Origin of the sequence: Mixta mediterraneensis (assembly GCF_030283135.1) — a bacterium.
Taxonomy (GTDB): domain Bacteria; phylum Pseudomonadota; class Gammaproteobacteria; order Enterobacterales; family Enterobacteriaceae; genus Pantoea; species Pantoea mediterraneensis.
Genome location: NZ_JASUAZ010000003.1, coordinates 61,445 through 78,323, shown reverse-complemented (window position 1 = coordinate 78,323; position 16,879 = coordinate 61,445). Strand labels below are relative to the sequence as shown.

Annotated in this window: 18 protein-coding genes; 4 read left to right on the top strand and 14 right to left on the bottom strand. The window is 53.9% G+C overall.

Annotated features, from left to right (window positions below; genetic code table 11):
- Positions 1–195: 195 nt before the first annotated feature.
- Genes recJ through xerD form a run of 3 tightly spaced genes read right to left on the bottom strand, consistent with a single transcriptional unit; the run spans position 196 to position 3,564 of the window.
- Positions 196–1,932: a single-stranded-DNA-specific exonuclease RecJ gene (gene recJ / locus QRY16_RS03520; protein ID WP_289775663.1), complete on the bottom strand. Its 1,737-nt coding sequence runs from the start codon at positions 1,930–1,932 to the stop codon at positions 196–198.
- A gap of 3 nt (positions 1,933–1,935) precedes the next feature.
- Positions 1,936–2,649 carry a bifunctional protein-disulfide isomerase/oxidoreductase DsbC gene (gene dsbC, locus QRY16_RS03515; protein WP_193405956.1) on the bottom strand — a complete coding sequence of 238 codons (714 nt, stop codon included), beginning with the start codon at positions 2,647–2,649 and terminating at the stop codon, positions 1,936–1,938.
- A gap of 21 nt (positions 2,650–2,670) precedes the next feature.
- Positions 2,671–3,564, bottom strand: coding sequence for a site-specific tyrosine recombinase XerD (gene xerD / locus QRY16_RS03510; RefSeq protein WP_289775662.1), 894 nt, complete (start codon positions 3,562–3,564; stop codon positions 2,671–2,673).
- A gap of 102 nt (positions 3,565–3,666) precedes the next feature.
- Here xerD and fldB point away from each other — a divergent pair, with 102 nt between their 5' ends.
- Entirely contained in the window at positions 3,667–4,185 is a 519-nt protein-coding gene (gene fldB / locus QRY16_RS03505) for a flavodoxin FldB (protein ID WP_193405958.1), read from the top strand.
- 4 nt (positions 4,186–4,189) lie between these two features.
- On the opposite strand, the gene QRY16_RS03500 is transcribed toward fldB, so the two are convergent.
- Both QRY16_RS03500 and sdhE read right to left on the bottom strand, forming a co-directional pair.
- Complete coding sequence (locus tag QRY16_RS03500; RefSeq protein ID WP_309249238.1) at positions 4,190–4,588, bottom strand: protein YgfX; 399 nt, start codon at positions 4,586–4,588, stop codon at positions 4,190–4,192.
- A 1-nt stretch (position 4,589) separates the two neighbouring features.
- The gene (sdhE, locus tag QRY16_RS03495) at positions 4,590–4,856 is read right to left on the bottom strand and encodes an FAD assembly factor SdhE (RefSeq protein ID WP_193405960.1); all 267 of its coding nucleotides are present in this window, start codon (positions 4,854–4,856) and stop codon (positions 4,590–4,592) included.
- Between the two features lie 226 nt (positions 4,857–5,082).
- On the opposite strand from sdhE, the gene ygfZ reads away from it, so the two are divergent.
- Positions 5,083–6,069: a tRNA-modifying protein YgfZ gene (gene ygfZ, locus QRY16_RS03490; RefSeq protein WP_289775660.1), complete on the top strand. Its 987-nt coding sequence runs from the start codon at positions 5,083–5,085 to the stop codon at positions 6,067–6,069.
- Between the two features lie 80 nt (positions 6,070–6,149).
- Here the strand turns inward: ygfZ and QRY16_RS03485 are convergent, their stop codons facing one another.
- The 6 genes from QRY16_RS03485 to QRY16_RS03460 all read right to left on the bottom strand — a co-directional run bounded on the left by QRY16_RS03485 (position 6,150) and on the right by QRY16_RS03460 (position 12,761).
- Entirely contained in the window at positions 6,150–7,115 is a 966-nt protein-coding gene (locus QRY16_RS03485) for a sugar-binding transcriptional regulator (RefSeq protein WP_289775659.1), read from the bottom strand.
- Positions 7,116–7,236: 121 nt separating this feature from the next.
- On the bottom strand, positions 7,237–8,091 hold the full coding sequence (locus QRY16_RS03480; RefSeq protein WP_289775658.1) for a phosphogluconate dehydrogenase C-terminal domain-containing protein: 855 nt from the start codon (positions 8,089–8,091) through the stop codon (positions 7,237–7,239).
- A gap of 5 nt (positions 8,092–8,096) precedes the next feature.
- The gene (locus QRY16_RS03475; RefSeq protein WP_193405963.1) at positions 8,097–8,906 is read right to left on the bottom strand and encodes a sugar phosphate isomerase/epimerase family protein; all 810 of its coding nucleotides are present in this window, start codon (positions 8,904–8,906) and stop codon (positions 8,097–8,099) included.
- Entirely contained in the window at positions 8,903–9,679 is a 777-nt protein-coding gene (locus tag QRY16_RS03470) for a triose-phosphate isomerase family protein (RefSeq protein WP_289775657.1), read from the bottom strand. The genes QRY16_RS03475 and QRY16_RS03470 overlap by 4 nt, the downstream gene beginning before the upstream one ends.
- Before the next feature lie 2 nt (positions 9,680–9,681).
- Positions 9,682–11,427: a dihydroxyacetone kinase family protein gene (locus QRY16_RS03465; protein ID WP_289775656.1), complete on the bottom strand. Its 1,746-nt coding sequence runs from the start codon at positions 11,425–11,427 to the stop codon at positions 9,682–9,684.
- A gap of 2 nt (positions 11,428–11,429) precedes the next feature.
- Complete coding sequence (locus QRY16_RS03460) at positions 11,430–12,761, bottom strand: MFS transporter (protein ID WP_289775655.1); 1,332 nt, start codon at positions 12,759–12,761, stop codon at positions 11,430–11,432.
- Positions 12,762–13,190: 429 nt separating this feature from the next.
- Here QRY16_RS03460 and rpiB point away from each other — a divergent pair, with 429 nt between their 5' ends.
- On the top strand, positions 13,191–13,649 hold the full coding sequence (rpiB, locus tag QRY16_RS03455) for a ribose 5-phosphate isomerase B (protein WP_193405967.1): 459 nt from the start codon (positions 13,191–13,193) through the stop codon (positions 13,647–13,649).
- Between the two features lie 152 nt (positions 13,650–13,801).
- A complete protein-coding gene (tal, locus tag QRY16_RS03450) occupies positions 13,802–14,752 on the top strand; it encodes a transaldolase (protein WP_289775654.1) in 951 nt (316 codons plus the stop codon).
- Positions 14,753–14,849: 97 nt separating this feature from the next.
- Here tal and trhA read toward each other — a convergent pair whose 3' ends face one another.
- The 3 genes from trhA to QRY16_RS03435 form a co-directional block, all read right to left on the bottom strand.
- Positions 14,850–15,503, bottom strand: a complete 654-nt coding sequence (gene trhA, locus QRY16_RS03445; protein ID WP_289775653.1) for a PAQR family membrane homeostasis protein TrhA — start codon at positions 15,501–15,503, stop codon at positions 14,850–14,852.
- Positions 15,493–15,753 (bottom strand): hypothetical protein, encoded by a 261-nt coding sequence (locus QRY16_RS03440; protein ID WP_289775652.1) that lies wholly within the window; start codon positions 15,751–15,753, stop codon positions 15,493–15,495. Before QRY16_RS03440 ends, trhA begins: the two co-directional genes overlap by 11 nt.
- Before the next feature lie 308 nt (positions 15,754–16,061).
- On the bottom strand, positions 16,062–16,805 hold the full coding sequence (locus QRY16_RS03435) for an SDR family oxidoreductase (RefSeq protein WP_289775750.1): 744 nt from the start codon (positions 16,803–16,805) through the stop codon (positions 16,062–16,064).
- Positions 16,806–16,879 lie beyond the last annotated feature (74 nt).

Below are 16,879 nucleotides of genomic sequence, written 5' to 3'. Positions count from 1 at the left end.
CGTTCGATGGGATGAGAAAATTAACGCGTAAGTTTACCCGAAACCAGCGACAGTTTGTAGCGCTGAGACAATCCGGCTTCGGGTAACCGTTGATAAACAGAAACAATACAAAAGGAACGCAGGGTGAACCACGGGAAATACCGTTATCAATCTATTTAATACAGAGAATTACATGTCACATTTGCGCCGTGTTTTCTAGCCCAGCGGCCACAGGTGATCAATAATCAACTGCACCGAACGATTACCGCGGTATTCATTAATATCCAGCTTAAACGCCAGTTCGACATGGCGCACGCTGCTATCCGGCCATAAGGTGGTATCAACGTTAAACGCAATGCCATCAAGCAACGGACCGCCATCAAGCGGCTCAACCATCACTTTTAAATGACGTTCGCCGACTAAACGCTGTTGTAGCAGCTTAAATTTGCCGTCAAACGCAGGTTCCGGGAAGGCCTGACCCCAGGGGCCCGCTTCACGCAGCAGCTCTGCCGTTTGCAGTGAAAACTCAGCCGGTTGTAACGCGCCATCTGACCAGATAACACCCTGCAACGCTTCGCCCTTCAGCCACTCTCCTACCAGCGCGGAAAAACGCTGTTGAAACTCGTGGTAGCGCGCCTCTTCCAGCGATAAACCCGCCGCCATCGCGTGTCCGCCAAACTTCAGCATCATACCAGGATAGAGCGTATCTAGTCGTTCCAGCGCGTCGCGCAGATGCAAACCCGCAATGGAGCGTCCCGATCCTTTCAGCGTGCCGTCACCCGCCGGGGCAAAGGCGATCACAGGACGGTGAAAACGCTCTTTTAACCGTGAGGCCAAAATACCTACCACGCCCTGATGCCATTCAGGATGATAGAACGCCAGTCCCAGCGGTAAGTCGGTCTGTTCGCGCTCTAGCTTCTGGCACAGCGCCAGCGCCTCGCTTTGCATCCCCTGCTCAATCTCTTTGCGCGTTTGGTTTAGCGCGTCAAGTTCGCTGGCCAGCATACGTGCCTGGCTGAGATCTTCCGTGAGCAACATGGCTACCCCGACCGACATATCATCCAGCCGTCCTGCTGCATTAAGGCGCGGCCCCAGCGCGAAGCCCAGATCGCTGGCCACCAGCTGACGCGCATCACGATGCGCAATTTCCAGCAGCGCACGAATACCGGGGCGGCATTTTCCCGCCCGGATCCGGCTCAAACCTTGCCACACCAGAATGCGGTTATTCACGTCAAGCGGCACTACATCAGCAACCGTGCCGAGTGCCACCAAATCTAATAACCCCGCAAGATTTGGCTCGGCGCGCTCGTCGCCGAACCAGTTTTGCGTGCGCAGGTGCGCACGCAGCGCCATCATCAGATAAAACGCCACGCCAACCCCCGCAAGCGAACGCGACGGAAACTGGCAATCATTCAGGTTGGGATTGACGATAGCGTCGGCGTCAGGCAGCGTTTCGCCGGGCAGATGGTGATCGGTAATAAGTACCGGAATGCCGTGCTGATGCGCACACTCCACACCGGCATGTGACGAAATGCCATTATCCACGGTGAGGATCATTTCCGCGCCGCGCGCGCGCGCTTGTTCAACCACTTCCGGGCTGAGTCCATAACCATCTTCAAAACGGTTTGGCACTAAATACTGAACGTTGCTCCCGCCCATGCTGCGTAGCGCTAATACGGTTAATGCGGTGCTGGTTGCGCCATCGGCATCAAAATCTCCCACCACCATAATGCGTCGCCCATCCTGCAATGCCTGATGCAGCAACGCGACCGCTCTGTCGATGCCGGTCAGGGTCTGAAATGGCAGGAGATTTTTTGCACCACGCTCCAGCTCAAGCGCGTCGCGCACGCCGCGTTGCAGGTAAAGACGCCTTAATAACGGCGGCAGATCCGCCGGTAAACTGTCATCAACCTGCACGCCACGGCGTCGTAATTCCACTTCTTTCTTCAACACCGGTTAACCGCCACGCTTCTGATTATCCAGCACCTGCTTCAGCTCTTGCGGAGTCTGATAACCCGGAATCATCATGCCGCTGTCGGTAAGAATCGCAGGCGTGCCCTGGATCCCGAACAGAATGCCGAGTTTATAGTGCTGGTCGAGATCGATCTTACAGGTGTCCGGCGCGGCCATTTTCGGCCTGTCGCCCTTCATCGCTTCATCAAAGGCTTTGTTACGATCGGCGCTACACCAGATTGCTTTCATCGCCGTTTCCACCTGGCCATGCAAACCTTCACGTGGGAACGCCAGATAGCGCACGGTAATGCCCAGCGCGTTGTAATCGGCCATTTGCTCATGTAGCTTGTGGCAATAACCGCAGGTAATGTCGGTAAAAACAGTGACAACGTGTTGCTCTTTCGCTGCCTTATAAACAATCATTTGCGGGGCCAGAGCCTCTACTTTTTTGTCCAGTAACGTATTGGTCACGTTTACCGGTTGCGCGCCGCTTACGTCATACAGCGGACCCTGGATCATATGTTTGCCGTCGTCCGTTACATACAATACGCCGCTTTCGGTTAGCACTGTTTTAAACCCTGGCAGCGGTGCCGGCACAATTTCAGCCTGCTGCAAGCCCAACTTTTTCAAAGATTGCTGGATCGCACTGTCATCAGCCTGAGCCAGAGCGGAAAAGGTGCCAGTCAACAGGGCCAGCATGGCAAAATATTTGTTCATCTTCTTCCTTATTTCCGCCGGTTATGCGCGCGGATGATGTTGTTTATGTAACAGACGCAAACGCTCGGTGGCGACGTGCGTATAAATTTGAGTAGTCGAAAGATCGCTGTGACCCAGCAACATTTGTACGACACGCAGATCGGCTCCGTGGTTCAGCAGATGAGTAGCAAAAGCATGGCGCAGCACGTGTGGCGACAGCTTTTCGCTATCAATACCTGCCAGCGTGGCATAGTGCTTGATGCGATGCCAAAAGGTCTGCCGCGTCATTTGTTGTGCACGATTGCTGGGAAATACCACATCGAGCGTCTGACCATTCAGCAACCAGGGACGTCCGTGCTCCAGATAATGCTCGATCCAGTAAACGGCCTCTTCACCTAACGGCACCAGGCGCTCTTTATTGCCTTTGCCGATCACGCGCACCACGCCCTGACGCAGACTCATATCGCTCATCGTCAGGCCGACCAGTTCCGTCACGCGCAAGCCGGTAGCGTAAAGGAGTTCCAGCATCGCTTTGTCGCGCAGTTCCAGCGGGACATCACTATTGGGTGCCTGTAACAGCCGCTCAATCTGTGCCTCACTGAGATCTTTTGGCAGCCGCTGCGGCAATTTCGGTGCCGCAAGCATGGCGCTGGGATCGTCCAGGCGCAGCTTCTCACGGTAAAGGTATTGAAACATGCGCCGCATGCAGCTGAGCAGGCGCGCAGAACTGGCGGCTTTGTAGCCGCCTTCTACCCGCTCGGCGAGAAATTGCTGTAAATCGAGTGCGCTAAGGCTAAGCAGCGTAAGCTGATGATGCGCCAGCCAGCCGGTCAGCGTTTGCAGATCCTGACGATAAGAGGACAAAGTATTTTGCGCCAGATTGCGCTCAATCCAGAGCGCATCGAGAAACTGGTCTGTCAGTTCGCTATCTTGCACGTTATCCCCGCCGTTCGCTGTGAAATCGTGCTCATTATGCCTGATTTAAACCGACTTCTGGTACAATTGCGCCAAAGTCAGCCTCAACAGAGCATTAACTGCATGAAGATTGGTCTTTTTTACGGTTCCAGTACTTGTTATACCGAAATCGTAGCGGAGAAAATCCGTGATTTCATTGGGGAAGAGTTGGTTACGCTGCACAATGTGAAGGATGACGATCCCAGCCTGATGGAGCAATACGACCTGCTTATTCTGGGCATTCCCACCTGGGATTTCGGTGAATTGCAGGAGGACTGGGAAGCAATCTGGCAACAGCTGCCTACGCTGAACCTGCAAAACAAAATTGTCGCGCTGTACGGCATGGGCGATCAAATTGGCTACGGCGAATGGTTTCTTGATGCGTTAGGTATGCTGCATGATTTATTGCAGCCAATGGGCGTACGTTTCGTTGGTTACTGGCCGCTGGAAGGTTTTGAATTTACCAGCCCCAAACCCCTGACCGCTGATGGCAAACAGTTTGTTGGGTTGGCTCTTGATGATGTGAACCAGTTTGAGTTGACCGACGAACGTGTTGAGCAATGGTGCGAACAGATCTTAACCGAAACCGCGGACTTGCTCTGACGGGTTAGTCTAACGCATTAACAGCAGCCGATTCGCGGAGGCAACAGGCGCGTAACGCGCGCCATTCAACGGGCTGCATGTTGTCCTGTCTTACCCACATCCGCAACCTTTCGCCCTGCGCATTTTTTCCTACCAGCAGCACAGCAGCAGGTAACCACAGCAGCGGCTGCTGCGGTTGCCAGCTTACTCCCTGCCAACGCCAGCTTTGCGCGCTTTCACGCTGTAGCCAGCCGCGTCGCCGGGCTAAACGCCTATCATTACGCCAGCCTTCCCAGCCCATCAGCGCTAACAGCATTAATTTTAAAATCAATGCGTTTTCATGGGCAGGCATTAATACTACAAACGCCATCGCGCCGCTGAGCACCATGCCGTGAAACTGGCGTGCGCGGCGCGAAGGACGCAAATTACATCTCCACTGGGCCACGTTCATGATTACGCTGCTGAATAAGGTGTACCATCCGCTTCAGTTCTGGGTCAGCCGGTTCGCCGTGGTTCATCAGCCAGTTAAACAGATCGGGGTCATCACTTTTCAATAAAGCGATAAACACCTGTTTATCGTTGTCAGTCAGGCTGTCATATTCGTATTTGAAAAACGGCATAATCGCGACATCCAGCTCTAACATGCCACGACGGCAAGCCCAGTGAATACGCGATTTATCATGAATATCCATCGATCAGTTTCCACAGTTCAAACAATGGCGGCTAGTGTAACCTGGATTACATCAGACTGCAGGGGCTCTGCACAATGCTGTGCAACAGGCCGCAATTAAACCTAACCCTTTTCAATGCGGTAACGCGATTTGTGCGCCGTTTTTGGTAAACAGGTTGCAATGCTTCACGGCTCTTTTAACATTGATAACATTGTTTCGGATGAACCTTTCAACTCAGGATACCTCCATGCCTACTTTTACCTTACCACCGCGCCAACCTGCGGCATCGTCACGTCTGCCTTTAACGCTGATTTCCCTGGAAGCCTGGGTGCTGGTTTCGGTTTATGGCGCTGACAGCACCGGCTATTTGCAGGGTCAGCTAACGCTGGACGTGGCCGGACTGGATGCAGCGCATCACTCGCTGGCAGCACACTGTGATGCGAAAGGCAAAATGTGGAGTAACCTGCGCCTGTTTCATCGTGGAGAGGGTTACGCTTACCTGGTGCGTCGCGAACTACGTGACATTCAGTTAACGGCGCTAAAAAAATACGCCGTATTTTCGAAGGTGACGCTAACCGCTGACGATGATGCGGTGCTGCTGGGCGTAGCCGGATTTCAGGCGCGCGCAGCGCTGGCTAACCTGTTTGATACGCTACCAGACGACCAGGCACCCGTGGTTCAGCAGGGTGAAACCACGCTGCTGTGGTTTAAGCATCCCGCTGAGCGTTTCTTACTGGTGACGACACTGGCGCAGGCGCAGGCGCTGCAACAAAAGCTGGCGAACGATGCGCAGCTGAATGACAGCACGCAATGGCTGGCGCTGGATATAGAAGCGGGCGTTCCGGTAATTGATGCGGCTACCAGCGAACAGTTGATTCCACAAGCCACTAATTTGCATGCACTGGATGCCATCAGCTTTAAGAAAGGCTGTTATACCGGCCAGGAAATGGTGGCGCGCGCTAAATATCGCGGTGCTAACAAGCGTGCGCTTTACTGGCTGGCAGGTCAGGCCAGCCATGTTCCGGTAGCAAATGACTCGCTGGAATTGCAGATGGGCGAGCGCTGGCGCCGCACCGGTACGGTGCTGTCAGCGGTGCAGCTGGACGATGGCGTTTGCTGGGTGCAGGTAGTGATGAATAACGATCTTGAGCCAGACAGCATTTTACGGGTAGAGGGTGATGAAGGCGGTCAACTGACCATTCAACCACTGCCGTATTCGCTAGACGAAGCCTGACAGATCAGTACATTATCCCCTTCCCCCGGTTTTATTTGCAGACGGGGGAAGCCAGGAAAAGAGAATGCGGCGCGCTGAAACTACTGCGTCATATTTAAAATGGTCCGAATATTCTGTGCGGTGGTAGCGATAATATCTATCGCGCCTGTCCGCAGCGCCCCCAGAATCGCCAGCGCTTTAGTATTCTCTGAAGCTAACGCAATCACGCAGGGGATCTTGCGTAACTCATCAATACTCAACCCAATCACCCGGTCATTCATCACCGTATCAACATGCTGGCCCTGAGAATTGAAAAAGTCGTAGCCTGCCACGTCGCCGGTTACGCCCTGATTCAGGCTGGCGTCGATAATTTCATGCGGCGTAAACCAGCCCAGCTTCACCATATAGCTGTTTTCATTCATGTCGCCGATACCCACCAACGCAATATCCGCTTTGCGTGCGCGGTCAAGGGTCTCTTTAATCGTGCCGTTTTGCATAAAGGCTTCTTTTAACGCACGATTTTCAACATAGGCAGGGGCATATAGCGTTTCGCTGATGCCACCAAATTTTTTCGCCAGTCGCCTACTAATGTGGTCCGCATTGATCGCATCGCCAGGACGATGTGTACCGCCAATGCCGCTGATAAAATGGCAGTTACGCGTAGGCACCTGGCCGGGATGATCGGCAACCGCTGCGACATTACGTCCCTGCCCGACAGCCACGACCGAACTCTCTTTTAACGATTGCTCAAGATAGGTAGACACCAACGCCGCCACCTGACGACGTTGTTCATCGTCATCCTGTAGATCCAGGGAAATCAGCGCACGTTGTAACTGAGGAAAACGATCAAGAAGCTGTTGCTCAAGACGGGTACTGAATACCGGATGGTAGCGCACGTTAATCTCAACAATGCCTTCTTCTCTGGCGCGTTTTAACAGTCGTCCAACTTTGATACGTGAAATGCCAAATTTACGCGCTATCTCCTCCTGAGTAGTTTCATCCTGATAATAGGCAACGGCAATTTCTGTCAGCAGTTCGGAATCCTGAGAGAGCGTGTGTTTTTCCATGCGTTATCTGTCTCGCAACGAGTTACCTGACTAAGCACAGGCGTTTCCGGAGGGGATTTATATCACTGATGCGGCTCAAATCGCCAGGTATTGACTCTTTGAGCCGCGCTAACATTACAGATTAACGACGAATGGCATCAATTTTCAGCATACGGGCAATCACAATATCCAGCTCTTTCTGATCGAAGATCTGTTTCCAGTCAGGCTTAACAATCTTCTCGCGGCCATATTCCATGGCGATCATACAGGCATCAGAGAAGGGGTTGGTGGCGCGGAAAGCCACTGCCAGTGCGATCTGTATGTGGCCATACAACATCGCTTTGGCGGCCTCTTCTGGCACACCGCTGTGCTTAACTGTTTCATCCAGCGCTTCTTTCATAAACGCACCCACCATACAGGCCACGGTTTCGACCAGCGTCGGTTCAAGGTAAGCCAGCTGCGTTACCGTTACCCAGTGTACCGTTTCAACCGGGCCGTACATGACGCTGATGACTTTGCTCAGTTCTGCTTTCTGTTCGTCGCTGCCCGCTTCATAAGACGCCGCAACGTGCTGAATTGCCGCTACGCCACCAAAAGCATCGGCGTGCTCTTCTTTGGTGTAACGATCAAGGAATACCGAAGGATGGCAAGGATGCGCTACTGCGTAATCAATATCTTCACGATGCGCGATCAGATTAGCGTAGGCCGCAGCCGGATCAAGCGTTAACAGCACCGCCGCTTTTTTCATCTGTGGCACGACGCTTTCAGACACTTTGCCCAGCACAATATCCGGCACGGCCAGAATGACCACACCACTCAACGGCACGACAGAAGCCGCATCGGAGAGTTCACGGCCCTGGGCTGTGACCTGCTCCTGCGCACTGGCGGAATTCTCGCAGTAAAAAACCTGATAATCGCTTTTCTGGAAATTAGCAGAGATGCGCATGCCCATTTTGCCGCCTGCGCCAATCACGGTAATGGTTTTTAAGGGATTCATTGTTATTACTCCTGAGCTTGTTTACTACGTAAGAATTCCACGGTGCGAAGTGTCCACTCGGCTTCACGCTGGCAGGTGAGGTCTGCCTCTTCCTGCCACGGTAACCAGTGTTCGACGATTTGATTGATGCCCTTTTCCGCCGGTCGCACGCTGGCGATCATCCGGTCGTAATCGAGCAGGCCTTCTCCCATCAGGCAACCGGCGTAGGTGAAACCCACCCAACCGTCCCGACGGGAAAAAGCGAAATCTTTGATATGTAAATTGCCGACGCGCGCGGCGGTGTTGGCAATGACCTGTTCAGGCAATTCCAGCCCGGCGACGCAGTTAGCGGGATCAAGGCATACCCCCAGCCAGGGCGACGGGAACTGGTTGATCACCGACATCATATCGGCGGTTTTAACCTGTTCGTAAGTCTCAAGACACAGCCTTACCTGCTGACGCGCATACTGGGGCAGGATAGCTTCAATCAGCTGTGCAGCCTCTTCCAGCGAAGGGCGATGGCTGGCGGTATAGAACATCGAACGCACAACGCGGGCATCCAGAATGCGCGCCATATGCAGATACCGTTGCAGATGCTCAGTACCCAAACCACGCGTACCCAGTTCAATGGTGATGCCTAGCGCGTCTGCCTGCTGACGTAACTCCTGAAGCTGCGCGTCTGTCCAGCTTTCAATGGCGGGATAATCACAAATCTGGAACACGGAAACGTCGAGCGCTGCCGTTTGCTCCAGCATCTGCGCCAGGCTTAATGGGTTTGGCACCTGCGATGACATACGCCAGAAAAAAGCGTAAGTGCTGAGTCCGATACGGCTCATGGGGTCTCCCTGAGCAGCGCACTGGCTTCATCAACAATTTGCGCCAACGCGTCAGGATCGTGAGCAAAACGGCCAAGGAACAGACCATCAACGTCTCCTGCCAGCCGTTGAATCAGGCCAGGACCGGCGCTGCCGCCATAAATCACCTGCAAATCGATCCCGGCGGGGGTCGGTAAATCACCTAAACCGGCGCATACCGCGCGGATGTAACTGTCGGGCGCGGGTTGTGGCGCGCCAATCGCCCATTGCGGTTCGTAGGCAAAAAATACGCTGCCGCGCAGCCCCTGCTGTTCCGCACTGGCTAACGCTTCGGCCAGCTGCTGCTGGCAAAGTGCAATCGCCTGGGCGTGTTCGCCTTCCTGTTCTTCACCAATGCACAATACCGGCGTCAAACCATGGCGTAACGACATTGCCACTTTGGCGGCGATCTGCGTTTTATCTTCATGAAAATGACGACGACGTTCGGCATGACCAATTTCTGCCAGCGAACAGCCCAGCTCCTGTAACATGCTGGCGCTGACTTCGCCGGTCCATGCGCCGTTTTCGGCCTGACAAACGTCCTGTCCGCCAAAGCGTACCGGGGTGTCGGCAAAAATCTCCGCAACAGCGGGGATCGCCGGGTAAGCAGGCAGAACAAACAGTCCGATTTCACCGCTCACGATCGCTGGATGACGACGCGCCAGCTCGGAGACATCGCGACACCATGTCAGCGTTTGCTGATAGCCGAAGTACATTTTCAGGCTGACGCCCAGCCAAATGGCAGGTTGAGACATGCTTATACTCCTTGATCTGCGGTCGCGTTATCGTTGAGTAGATTTCCCACTGTATCGACGATCATCGCCAGAGAAATGGCCCCCGCATCAGGCGTGCCGAGGCTTTTTTCTGCCAGCGGACGGGCGCGGCCCATTTTGGGCAGTAACTGCGCGGTGGCCTGGGCTGCTTCATTGGCTATTTTCGCTGCCTGTAACCATGCGGCTGTCAGTGATTCGCCTTTAGCTACGGCATCGTTCAGGCTGTCGGCAAATGGCACCAGCACATCGACCATGGTTTTGTCGCCCACTTTGGCTTTACCAAAGTGCATAATGCCTTCCTGTGCGTGACGCACGCCACTGGCGACGCGCTGTGCATCAGGTTGTTGTTGATCGCCAAGCGCCGTGCCAAGCGCGGTCAGCGCTACGCCCCATAACGCGCCGGACGTGCCTCCCGCTTTGTCTGCCCAGGCATCGGCGGCGCGGCACAGTAGCGTTCCCGCTCCGGCTCCCCGCCTGGCAACTTCACGCGCTTTTTCTACCGCGCCCAAAACGCCGCGTTCCATGCCAATGCCGTGATCGCCATCGCCCGCTACCGCATCAATATCTCCCAGTTTTTCAGCGTTGGCTTGCAGCATTTTCGCTACCGCTTCCAGCAGTTGCAGCACGCGTTGGGCGCTTGCCTGCGATTCAGCGCTCGCCTGCGGCAAGGTTTCCTGCGCCTGCTCCACGCATTCCGCTGGCGCCAGCTGTTCGGCGACAATCACGCTGCCTTTACGATAAGCCGGGGCATTTGTGGGCGCGCGCCAGAAGGTTTCTAACGCATCGTCGAGCCACATCAGTGTTAATGATGCGCCCGCCATGTTGAAGCTGGTGACGAATTCGCCGACATCGGGCTCAATAACCTGTAGTTTTGCTGCTTCAAGCAGTTGGGCAACACGACGATAGACAACAAATAACTCTTCGTATTTTACCGTTCCCAGACCATTGAGAATCACCGCCACGCGCTGACCTTCCGCCTGTGTAATATCCTGCGGCAGTTCGCTAAGCAGGCGATCCACAAAAATCTCGGCCAGCTCATTTGCAGTCGGTACGTCGGTTTCTTTAATCCCCGGCTCACCGTGAATGCCTAAGCCCAGCGCCATGCGGCCTTCTCCCACTTCAAACAGCGGATGGGACGCACCCGGCAAAGTGCAGCCGGAAAACGCGACGCCAAATGAGCGGGTGCGATCATTGGCATGGCTTGCCACTTTCAACACGCTGGCTAAATCGTGGCCCGCTTCTGCCGCCGCACAGGCCACTTTGAATACCGTGAGATCGCCTGCCACGCCACGACGCTTTTCAATTTCATCTGCACTGGCGCTGGAAACGTCATCGGTAACCGCCAGCACTTCGCAAGGAATACCTTCACTGCGCAAACGTTCACACGCCTGGCCGAAATGCAGCACATCGCCTGCATAGTTGCCGAACATCAGCAACACGCCGCCGCCGTTATCTGCGGCACGCGCCACATTGTAAATTTGCTGTGCGGAAGGTGAAGCAAACAGGTTCCCCATCGCCGCACCATGCGCCAGACCCTGCCCGACTAATCCGGCAAATGCCGGATAGTGCCCTGAGCCACCGCCGACAATAACCGCTACGCTGCCCGGTTGGCTGCGCGTACTGCGTACTACGCCGCCCGGCACCTGCCGCACTTTGTCTGCGTTTGCGGCGACAAATCCTTCGATCAGTTCGGAGGCAAAGGCTGAAGGTTGGTTAAACAGGTAGGTCATCGTTATTGCTCCTGTGCTAAAGAGGTCGGCTGAATCTGGCGGCTACGGTTTAACAGCAGCATCAGCACAGCTGATAGCAGCATAAATCCGCCTACCACAAACATCGGTACGGTGTAACTTTGCGTCGCGTCGTGCAGCGCGCCCGTGATATAACCCGCCGAGAACCCCGCTACGTTGCCTAGGGTGTTGATTAGGGCGATGGCAGCAGCAGCAGACGCCCCTGACAGGAATTGCGTAGGCAAGGTCCAAAAGTTCGGCAAGGCGGAAAAAATTGAGCTGGCGGTAATCGCAATCACCAGAATGGTGGTAAATGGCGAATCCATATAAAGCGCCAGTGGCACGCTGATGGCGCCTGCCAGGGCGGGAATAGCGATATGCCAGGTTTTACAACCGCGACGTGACGCATCGCGTGACCAGAAGAACATCACGACCGCAGCAACCAGATACGGCACACCGGTAATGATTCCTTTCTGCATCACGTTAAAGGTGGTGCCAAACTGCTGCTGGAAGCCACCAATGATGGTTGGCAGGAAAAAAGCCAGCGCATACAGGCCATAAATAAAACCAAAGTAGATCAGGCACAGCATCCATACGCGGCCATTGCCCATGACGGAACGCAAACTTTGATGGCCTTTCTGCTGTTTTGCGTTGCTCTCCGCTTCCAGTTCATTGGTCAGCCAGGTTTTCTCTTCGCTGGTCAGCCATTTCGCCTGGCGCGGCGAATCCACCAGCCAGAGCAAGGCCATAATGCCGATCAGGATCGCCGGGATAGAAACGCCCAGGAACATCACGCGCCAGCCCGCCAGTCCGAACAAACCATGCTGCTCAATAAAGGCCGCCGCTAACGGCGCACCAAATACCACGGTCAGCGGTTGGGCGAGATAGAAAAGCGACAGGATTTTGCTGCGATGGCGAGCCGGAACCCACATGCTTAGATAAAGAATCGCCCCTGGAAAAAAACCGGCTTCGGCAATACCCAGCAGCAAGCGCAGACCATATAACCCCGGCACGCTGCTTACCCAGGTAAACAGCAGTGACACGATGCCCCAGCTGATCATAATCCGCGCCAGCCAGCGACGCGCACCGAAGCGATGTAGCGCCAGGTTGCTCGGCACTTCTAACAGGATGTAGCCAATAAAGAATACGCCGGATGCCAGACCAAACTGCACCGCCGTCAGCCCCAAATCCTGCGCCATGCCGTTGGGACCGGCGAAAGAGATCGCGGTTCGGTCAAGGAAGTTAATGAAGAACATCAGGGCGACAAACGGAACCAGTCGCCAGGAAATTTTACGAACAGCGGATTGTTCAACCGCTGCCATTGTTGCCTGGGTCATGACGCATCTCCGATACGGGCGCGATAAAAGAACGTTGGTGTTGGCAATACGCAGTACGCATTGTCGGTGCAGGTACATGTAAGATTTTTGTAACGCATGTTCGAGTCCTCGGCGGGTCTTCTTGTGCATTGGTATTACTGCGCGAACAAATGAACACTACACGTATAATTGCTCATCCCTCAACTGCACTTGTTAAAACTGTGAAGCCGTTCAAATGATCCAAAACAAAATTTTTTTCGGATTCATGTCACCATTTCAGTGACAAAGCAGGCCACATAAGGGGTTTCCAGCCAGAAGGTGAGAAAAAGATCCGCAAAAAACAAATGAACGACCATTGAACATATGAGCAGAAGTGTGGCAGGCTAGGGATGAACATCTTTTGACCTGCGATGCAGGCGGGTTGAACCGGGTAACCTACTGGAGTAAACGATGAAAACAATCGCAATTGGTGCCGATGATGCGGCCATTGAACTGAAAAATGTGATCAAACGTCATTTAGAAGAGAAACAATTCGACGTGCTGGATTACAGCAATGATGCGCAAAATGAGCGTCCCATGTATCCCGATGTCGCCTTTGCGCTGGCTAACGCCGTTAAAGATGGCAAACACGATCGCGGCATTCTGCTGTGTGGCACCGGCATAGGCGTGGCCATCGTGGCGAACAAAGTGCCGGGCGTACGCGCTGCACAATGCCATGACACCTTCTCAGCTGAACGTGCGCGTAAGAGTAATAATGCCCAGATCATGACAATGGGTGCGCGCGTCATTGGTCCGGAGCTGGCAAAAAATATCGTCAATGCCTGGATGGCGTCCGAGTTTGAAGGTGGCGGCTCTACCGCTAAAGTGGAAAAAATCGATTATTACGAACAGGCGTGTCAGGCAAAATAAGCCCCCCTCACATCTTCATGCGAAGCCGTCTGACGGCTTCGCCTGTTTCAGGCGTCTTCAGCTATCACGCATTACGTTGCGACGTTGCTTCGCAGGAAAAAGTGCGCCTGTCGCTCTGTTGCCGCCTTATTTTCTCGTTATGGAGTGAAGTGATGAATCAGTTAGAGGCGTTAAAACAGCATACGACCGTAGTGGCTGACAGTGGCGATATTGATTCTATACGGCATTATCATCCGCATGACGCCACCACCAATCCCTCATTGATTCTTAAAGCCGCCAGCCTTGACGCCTACAAACACCTGATTAATGACGCTATCGACTACGCCAAAACCCAGGGTGGCAGCAAACAAACACAAATTATCAATGCCAGCGATCGCGTGGCGGTGAACCTGGGCCTGGAGATTTTAAAAAGCGTGCCGGGACGCGTTTCTACCGAAGTGGATGCGCGTTTGTCATTTGATCGCGGCATGTGCGTAACCAAAGCTGAAAAGCTGGTACGCATGTATGAGGAACAAGGCATTAACCGCTCGCGTATTCTGATCAAGCTGGCGTCAACCTGGGAAGGGATACGGGCTGCTGAAGAACTTGAGCGTAACGGTATTCAGTGCAACCTGACACTGCTGTTTTCCTTCGCGCAGGCGCGCGCCTGCGCTGAAGCCGGAGTTTTCCTTATCTCGCCCTTTGTTGGCCGAATCTATGACTGGTATCACAGCCGCAATCCGCAGGATCATTACGAGGCGGAGAGCGATCCTGGCGTGATGTCGGTGCGGGGCATCTATCAGTATTACAAATCTCATCGCTACGATACGGTCATTATGGGCGCCAGTTTCCGCAAAACCGAGCAGATTCTGGCGCTGGCGGGTTGCGATCGCCTGACCATTTCGCCTGCTTTGTTGCAGGAACTTGAAGCCAGTACTGCACCGCTGGAACGCATACTTACGCCTTCCAGCGAGGTGCTCAACCGGCCGTCACCTCTGACCGAAGCAGAATTCCGTTGGGAACATAATCAGGACGCGATGGCGGTTGAGAAACTGGCTGAAGGCATTCGTCAGTTCGCCATGGACCAGCAAAAGCTGGAAGATATGTTGTCTGCCAGACTCTGACGTTTCTTCAGTGCTTATGAGATTCGTTTACAGATAACGTGGCGCCGCACGTTGAAAGGCGAAGCCAGTGACGGGGCGGGAAAACTACCCGCCCTTTTTACAGCACGTAGAAATAGATTGCGCAAAAGTGACAAATGCTGCCACCCAATACAAACCCGTGCCAGATAGCATGGTTATAGGGGATTCGGCGCGACACATAAAAAATCACACCCAGCGAGTAAATAATCCCCCCAGCGGCCAGCAGCCACACACCACCGGCTGAAAGCTTCACCGCTAGCTGATAAATCACCACCAGCGACAACCAACCCATACTCAAATAGGTTACCAGTGATAGCGCTTTGAAACGGTGAGCAATCGTCAGTTTAAAAATGATGCCTGCCAGCGCCAGGCTCCAGATCACCACCATCAGTCCGGTGGCCAGCGGTGATTTCAATCCTACCAGCAAAAATGGCGTATAGGTTCCGGCGATCAGCAAGTAAATCGCGCAGTGATCGAACTTTTTCAGCCAGGGTTTAGCGCGCGGATGTGGAATAGCGTGATACAGCGTCGAGGCAAGAAACAGCAAAATCATGCTGCCGCCGTACAGGCTGTAACTGGTAATGGCTGTGGCCCCCACACCCATTTCCATCGCCTGTGTCAGCAACAATATCAGCCCAACGACACCAAACAGGCAACCCAGACCGTGACTGATGCTGTTAGCGATCTCCTCTGCCAGAGAATACCCCGGTAGCAATAAACGGTTAGCGGTCATAAAAGGGGTCCTTCAAAAAAGTAGCAACTGCGGAATATCTGAGCACCTGAGTAACAGGAATAATTTCAGTATACACATGTACGCCAAAATTAATCTGCCGCCGTCGTAATAATTCACAGCCGTTCTGAAACTGACAAACTGCCTGTCGCTCCACTGCACAATACGTATTTTTTTGGTGGTCCCGTGCTACGGGCTTGCCAGCTTTCTTACCGTCAAAATGCAGGGTTAACAACTCATCAACAGGCACCACCAAAGCGCCAGTTATATGACCATTCACGTGTTGGCAGAACAGTCCGGTGTCAGTCGCGAATCGATGACACTCAGTCCGCAACTTTTATCTTAATCAACAGGCAATAACGCTCTGTTCCCATTGCCAACAGGCGATCGCACTGTTTGCCGCAATGAGTTTTAAATCTTTTCCATCTCACCTGTCTGAACGTACACCTTTCCAGAAGGCGACGAATAACAGGCAAAAAAAGCGTTAGCCGGTATTAACAGGTGTTTGCCAGCAACGGCGAAAGTGGCAAACCGTCAACGCCGCCGCTCTCACTGTGGCGTTTAACGTCCACCTGCGGCATCAATAATGCTGCCGGTGATATAAGATGCGGCCTCGCTGGCTAACCAGACAATCGCTTCGGCAATCTCTTCTGTCTGGCCGCCGCGCCCCAATGGAATAGCGCTGGCGACACGATCTACTCTGCCCGGTTCGCCGCCGTCGGCATGCATTTCGGTATAAATGAATCCAGGCCGTACCCCGTTAACGCGAATGCCCTGCTGCGCCACTTCCAGCGATAAGCCTTCAGTGAGCGTATCCATTGCGCCTTTTGACGCCGCGTAATCCACATATTCACCCGCAGCACCCAGCCGCGCTGCCGCCGAAGAGACGTTGACGATAGCGCCACCTTTACCGCCGTGATGTGTGCCCATGCGTTTCACCGCCTCACGACAGCAAAGAAAAGTACCTGTGACATTGGTGGCGAAAACCTGCTGAATGCGCGCCGCCGTCAGCTCTTCGACGCGACATTGCTGAAATAAAATTCCGGCATTGTTAACCAGTACGGTTAACGTCGCGTCTTCTGCATCCAGCCGCTGAAACAGGGTCATTAGCTGCGCTTCATTGGCGATATTGGCCTGTACCGCAAAGGCTTCGCCCCCCTGGCGCTGAATTTCTGCCACTACCGACAACGCGTCCGCTTCACGCTGATGATAATTGACCGCTACGCGATAACCCTTTTTCGCCAGCAATAGCGCGGTGGCGCGTCCAATGCCGCGGCTGGCACCGGTGACTAAGGCAAGTTCCATCATTGTCTCCCGATCTTTATTTTCTTTAACAGAAAAGGGCCGAAACCGGCCCTTTAAGTCAAACGCGTTTGCTG

Excerpts from the sequence above, each read along its gene's own strand:
- dsbC (WP_193405956.1), bottom strand. The coding sequence starts at position 2,649 with ATGAACAAATATTTTGCCATGCTGGCCCTGTTGACTGGCACCTTTTCC.
- fldB (WP_193405958.1), top strand. The coding sequence starts at position 3,667 with ATGAAGATTGGTCTTTTTTACGGTTCCAGTACTTGTTATACCGAAATC.
- sdhE (WP_193405960.1), bottom strand. The coding sequence starts at position 4,856 with ATGGATATTCATGATAAATCGCGTATTCACTGGGCTTGCCGTCGTGGC.
- ygfZ (WP_289775660.1), top strand. The coding sequence starts at position 5,083 with ATGCCTACTTTTACCTTACCACCGCGCCAACCTGCGGCATCGTCACGT.
- QRY16_RS03485 (WP_289775659.1), bottom strand. The coding sequence starts at position 7,115 with ATGGAAAAACACACGCTCTCTCAGGATTCCGAACTGCTGACAGAAATT.
- QRY16_RS03480 (WP_289775658.1), bottom strand. The coding sequence starts at position 8,091 with ATGAATCCCTTAAAAACCATTACCGTGATTGGCGCAGGCGGCAAAATG.
- QRY16_RS03475 (WP_193405963.1), bottom strand. The coding sequence starts at position 8,906 with ATGAGCCGTATCGGACTCAGCACTTACGCTTTTTTCTGGCGTATGTCA.
- QRY16_RS03470 (WP_289775657.1), bottom strand. The coding sequence starts at position 9,679 with ATGTCTCAACCTGCCATTTGGCTGGGCGTCAGCCTGAAAATGTACTTC.
- QRY16_RS03465 (WP_289775656.1), bottom strand. The coding sequence starts at position 11,427 with ATGACCTACCTGTTTAACCAACCTTCAGCCTTTGCCTCCGAACTGATC.
- QRY16_RS03460 (WP_289775655.1), bottom strand. The coding sequence starts at position 12,761 with ATGACCCAGGCAACAATGGCAGCGGTTGAACAATCCGCTGTTCGTAAA.
- rpiB (WP_193405967.1), top strand. The coding sequence starts at position 13,191 with ATGAAAACAATCGCAATTGGTGCCGATGATGCGGCCATTGAACTGAAA.
- tal (WP_289775654.1), top strand. The coding sequence starts at position 13,802 with ATGAATCAGTTAGAGGCGTTAAAACAGCATACGACCGTAGTGGCTGAC.
- trhA (WP_289775653.1), bottom strand. The coding sequence starts at position 15,503 with ATGACCGCTAACCGTTTATTGCTACCGGGGTATTCTCTGGCAGAGGAG.
- QRY16_RS03435 (WP_289775750.1), bottom strand. The coding sequence starts at position 16,805 with ATGGAACTTGCCTTAGTCACCGGTGCCAGCCGCGGCATTGGACGCGCC.